This is a genomic window from Methanosarcinales archaeon, assembly GCA_014859725.1.
In the GTDB taxonomy this organism is placed as follows: Archaea; Halobacteriota; Methanosarcinia; order Methanosarcinales; family Methanocomedenaceae; genus Kmv04.
Map to the genome: position 1 here is coordinate 1 of JACUTQ010000151.1, position 5348 is coordinate 5348.

At 41.4% G+C, this 5348-nt stretch carries 7 protein-coding genes; all 7 read left to right on the forward strand.

Annotation, left to right across the window (positions count from 1 at the left end; translation table 11 throughout):
* The first annotated feature begins 2 nt into the window (after nt 1-2).
* Nucleotides 3-194: a DUF2769 domain-containing protein gene (locus tag IBX40_10695; protein ID MBE0524785.1), complete on the forward strand. Its 192-nt coding sequence runs from the start codon at nt 3-5 to the stop codon at nt 192-194.
* A gap of 23 nt (nt 195-217) precedes the next feature.
* Complete coding sequence (locus tag IBX40_10700; protein ID MBE0524786.1) at nt 218-535, forward strand: DUF1622 domain-containing protein; 318 nt, start codon at nt 218-220, stop codon at nt 533-535.
* 172 nt (nt 536-707) lie between these two features.
* Entirely contained in the window at nt 708-908 is a 201-nt protein-coding gene (locus tag IBX40_10705) for a DUF2769 domain-containing protein (GenBank protein MBE0524787.1), read from the forward strand.
* 60 nt (nt 909-968) lie between these two features.
* Nucleotides 969-2747 (forward strand): rubredoxin, encoded by a 1779-nt coding sequence (locus IBX40_10710; protein ID MBE0524788.1) that lies wholly within the window; start codon nt 969-971, stop codon nt 2745-2747.
* An 11-nt stretch (nt 2748-2758) separates the two neighbouring features.
* Nucleotides 2759-4243: a rubredoxin gene (locus tag IBX40_10715; GenBank protein ID MBE0524789.1), complete on the forward strand. Its 1485-nt coding sequence runs from the start codon at nt 2759-2761 to the stop codon at nt 4241-4243.
* Nucleotides 4244-4714: 471 nt separating this feature from the next.
* Entirely contained in the window at nt 4715-4909 is a 195-nt protein-coding gene (locus tag IBX40_10720) for a hypothetical protein (protein ID MBE0524790.1), read from the forward strand.
* Nucleotides 4910-5144: 235 nt separating this feature from the next.
* Nucleotides 5145-5327 carry a hypothetical protein gene (locus IBX40_10725; protein MBE0524791.1) on the forward strand — a complete coding sequence of 61 codons (183 nt, stop codon included), beginning with the start codon at nt 5145-5147 and terminating at the stop codon, nt 5325-5327.
* The last annotated feature ends 21 nt before the right edge of the window (nt 5328-5348 follow it).

A 5348-nucleotide genomic window follows, 5' to 3' on the forward strand; every position in this document is an offset into this window, starting at 1 on the left:
ACCTGAATATCTGTATGGATTATTGCGGAACCTGCCCCAGTTTGCCATTTCCACCTCAACCTTACCTGTTCTGTGCAAGGGGCAATTCAGATCAGACTATAGAGAAGAATGGCTGCAAGTGTCCCGCATGTCCTGTATATATTTCAAACGGGCTGAAGGGAATGTACTTTTGCGAAACTGGAAAAGCACCTTGAACTTTAATAAATGATTAAAAATTATGTTCATAGAATTTATTGATATTTCATCGTTGATTTTCGCCTATATTGGCGCAGCAATGATACTTTACGGTGGGATCTTAGCTACAATTAAAACATTGAACCTTGAGATAAGAAGATTACCAATCCTTGGATATCATGACATTCGCAGAGATTTCACACATAAGATCGTTTTTGGTCTGGATTTTTTAATTGCCGGAGATATTTTACAGACAATTATAGCCCCTTCTCAGGAGGAAATTATTTTGCTGGGTGCAATTGTTGGCATCAGGACGATATTGGGTTATTTCCTTGGTAAGGAAGTTATCGAATTTGATTAAAACAATTCGAGGTTTTATAATTATTTTTGTAAGATCTCACTTATGGTGAGATATTATATAGTAAAAAATTGTATATAGTAAATATAAGAGGGGATAAGAGGGGTTAAACAGTAGGAGAGAGGTTCAAATGAGTCCCGACGAAATGGAACAAAAGAAAACAATGGTATTGTCCATGTGTATTTGTCCAAGCTGCCCATCCTGGGTAGAATGCGGTGAAAAAGGCGGCTTTTGTTTTCCCACAATTGGGAAAAGCAGCTGTATAACCGATGAAAAGGGCTGCATCTGCGGTGGATGTCCAGTTACTGAGAAGATGGGATTAACACACATGTATTTCTGCACCAAAGGTTCTGAAAAAGAGCAATCTGGAATGTAAATAATATAGTAATATGTGGATCTAAAAGCATATCCACATTTTTTTATTTCAGAGGGTACTATGGGAAAATTCAGATGTACTGTATGTAACTGGGTTTATGACGAGGAAGCACAAAACAAGAAATTCAGTGAAGAGCCTGAAACCTTTAATTGTCCTGTATGTGGTGCTCCAAAATCTGCTTTTGTTCCACAAAGTGCTGCAAAAGCTGATGAAACCATACAGAGCAATGTGGCTGAGAAGATCATTGAACAACTGGCCTCACTTGGAGTGGAATATATTTACGGAATACCCGGAAGTTCAAATCTGCCCATTATAGAAGCTATAAGGAAAAGTAACAAGATCAAATTCATTCTCACACGACACGAAGAAACCGCAGCGTTCATGGCATGTGCTCATGGGAAAATGACAGATAAACTGGGTGTATGTATCTCGATTGCAGGCCCTGGGTGTACTAATCTGATGACTGGCCTGGTAGATGCTGCTTTTGATAAAAGTCCGGTTCTGGTACTGGCAGGTCAGGTGCCTGAGGTCTATCTGGGGAGTGAGGCATTTCAGGAGATCGAACAACTGGAATTATTCAGTTCTTTTGCATCTTATACTGAGACCATTGCCAGATCCAACCAGGCACTTAAATTGGTGTTAATGGCTGCCAAGTATGCCTACAAGAACCCGGGCGTATCAGTATTGAGCACACCCACAGATATTCTGGCAGAAAAGCTGGATGAATCCATATATACCCGGGATAAGCGACTATTCAATAACGAAGTAGCGCCTGAGGATACAGAAATTGAAAAAGCTGCAAAGTTGATCAATGAAACGAAAAAAGTCTCAATTCTGGCAGGCTGGGGTTCAAGACATGCAGGAAAACTGTTAGTTGAACTTGCCGGGAAAATGAAATCTCCCATTGCCACCACATCAAGATCAAAAGGTGTTATAGATGAGACCCACAAGTACAGCCTGGGGGTACTGGGTTCCATAGGGTCCAAACATGCAGCATATGCGATACAGCAGTGTGAACTGCTCATTCTTATTGGGACTGGATTCAGACAGGCTAACCTGCTACCACCTGGAATAAAGATCATCCAGATAGATATGAATTCTACCCGGGTTGGAAAGACTGCAAATGTTGAGGTCGGTCTGGTCGGCGATGCCACGTTGACGCTTAAAAAACTCGTCCCACTCATACAGGAAAAGGAAGATGATGCCGAGTTTGAAGAATATCTGGCAAGGATCAAGCAAGAACATCTTGAAGAGCTGGAAATGGATGCTAACGATCTTTCAATACCTATAAATCCGGGTTTTGTTATCCAGGCACTTAAACGAAACATCAGTAATGATGCCATCATCTGTGTGGATGTGGGAGATCATACCTACTGGTTTTTCAAGAAGTTTTTATGCCAGGGACAAAGAACTTTTATGTCTGCAAACATTGCCAGCATGGGGTTCGGACTGCCTGCCGCATTGTCGGCAAAACTTGATTATCCTGATAAACAAGTTGTTTGTGTAACAGGTGATGGGGGATTCGGAATGTTAATGGCTGATTTTACGACTGCAGTGAGAGAAGATCTGGCCATCACAGTAATTGTATTCAACGACGGCAAACTGAAGAATATTAAAAAGGAACAGAATATGGAACATTATCCGGAATTCGGAGTCAGTTTCCCGAATCCCGATTTTGCCGGGTTTGCCACTTCATGCGGTGGAAAAGGATATACTGTTGAAGACCCCGGTGAACTGGATAATATACTTAAAAAAGCCCTTGTTTCAGACAAACCAAGCTTAATTGAAATAATGGTGGACACTGAAAAAATAGCACCCTCCACAAAAAGGGCGGATTAGGGGAGATTAATATGGCTAAATTCCGATGCAATGTCTGTAACGTTTTTGAGTACGATGATACCAGGGGCGACTCTGTCACCAGAATGAAACCTGGTACAAAACCTGAGGATTTTCCTGATGACTGGAAATGTCCCATCTGCAAATCAGATAAAACCCATCAAATACCCATAAAACAGGAAATAAAACAAGAAGAAGTGCAGGAGATTGTCACCTGTCCCCATTGTGGTACCAAGAGCAAGGTCACTGTATCCTCTGTTAAGCTGGAACTGGGGGGATACCTGGGAGAATGGAAACGGGAATCTGATGAACTGGAGACCCACATGGCAGATATTCACAAGATATCTGTCACTGGAGAATCCATTATCGAACCCATGAGAACCACCAGGGACGTGATCTCATACGATGATATTCTTATAAAAGGAGCACAACTGGCAAAGATCCCTTTGAATCACGATGAACCTATCAATACGAAAACAATCATCGGTCCAAAAGCAAAATATCCCCTGGTGATCGAGACTCCTATCTATATTACCCACATGTCCTTTGGTGCATTATCAAAAGAGGTTAAAATAGCTTTAGCAAAGGGAAGCGCTGCTGTTAAGACTGCCATGTGTTCAGGTGAGGGTGGGATATTACAGGAGTCCTTTGATAATGCTTACAAATATATCTTCGAATACGTACCCAACCAGTACAGCGTCAATGACGAGAATCTCAAAAAAGTTGATGCTATTGAGATAAAGATCGGCCAATCAGTTAAACCGGGCATGGGTGGACATTTACCTGCCGAAAAGGTAACAAAGGAAATTGCAGAGATCAGGGGATTTCCTGAAGGGACTGATATTGTGAGTCCTTCCCATTTCGATGATATTAAAAACAAAGATGACCTTAAAAAGAAAGTGGACTGGCTAAGGGAAAAATCTGGGGGCAAGCCCATAGGTATCAAGATCGCTGCCGGTCATATTGAAGCAGACCTGGAAATTGCAGTCTTTGCAAAACCTGATTTCATCACAATTGATGGCAGGCCAGGTGCTACTGCAGCTACTTCCAGGTATGTCAAACAAGCAACATCGGTCCCTACAGTATTTGCCCTATACAGGGCCAGGAAATTCCTGGATAGTAAAGGTATTAACGATATCTCTCTCATCATCACAGGAGGGCATCGGGTATCCTCGGATTTTGCGAAAGCATTGGCACTTGGTGCAGATGCAGTTGCTATTGGAACTGCCGCACTGATGGCCTGTGCCTGCCAGCAGTACCGGTTGTGCGATACTGGTAAATGCCCGGTCGGGGTGACTACGCAGGATCCGGAATTACGAGCCAGATTGAAAGTGGACGTCTCTGCCAGGAAACTTGAGAATTTCTTGCATGTGTCCACAGAGGAATTAAAGGATTTCTCACGGTTGACCGGGAATAATGATGTCCATGGATTGGATATCAATGACCTGTGCACTACAAATTCCGAAATTTCAAATCATACGGAAATCGAACATACATAAGGGATGACTCTTCGTGAATCATCGTGGGACCCGGGACAAATGCACAAGAAACAGTAAACATCTGCTGGCTCCTTTCAGGGAAATACTGGGAAATCGGGGGATTTCCACAAATTCTTTCTCGTTGGACTGATCCATGCTCTTGAAACCATCACTTAAATATTGCATACAAAATGCAGATCGTGCTGTATGGTAATTTCTTTGTAGCGACTGAATATTTTGTTTAGTGTTATCAATAGCGGCCTGATCTTTAATGAGATAGATATTACCCGAAGAAGTATCGATGTGTCTATCATGGTGGCAGGTGCGGGTTCTGATCCTTGGTTTTTGGCAGGTTAATAATAGGTGACTTAAAATATCAGAGCATTTGTTTTTAGATTTAACTATTAATAGAAAAGTATAAGTATCAATCCACCTTATTTTATTATGTAGATATATTATCAGGTTTAAAGAACATTTTTGGAATTGGTTAGTATGGATGATAAGAACAATAATAAAATACATGTCGGGGACCGGGTTAAAGTCCTGTGGTCATCTGATAACAGAATGTATGAAGGCAAAGTGATGGAGATTAAAGGGAATATTGTATTGCTGACGGTTAAAAATTTTTTTGTATATGTTAATGAACCGAAAAGACTCTTGAAGATGCCAGTTAAATCAGGTTTTTGACTGTTGGGGAGTTAAGATATGAATGATGGGAGCCAGGATATCAGAGAAAAAATACTTTTATCAAATAAGTTGAAGGTATTAGGATGCCAGAAAAACAATCGAGGGTTTGTATTAATAATTACCCCTTCTTCACTCTGGATCCCTGCAACATCATGGCGATCCTGTCAGCCGATGCAATCGACATCACCAGCAAATATCCCTTTCATGTCAATGTGTGGTAATATGGAGGATAACCATGAAGACCTTATCAGTACGGCTTCCCGATCAATATATACATGATATTGAAGAGGTGGCCGGGCAGGAATTGGTAGATAATGGTGCAATGGTGCGCAAACTTATAGGCAGCGGCTTGAAGGAATACCGAATAAAAAAGGCATTTGAATCGTATTTGTTTAGCCCATGCACAATTCTCGCCTGAGTAATTGCTCCAGTTCTTCAA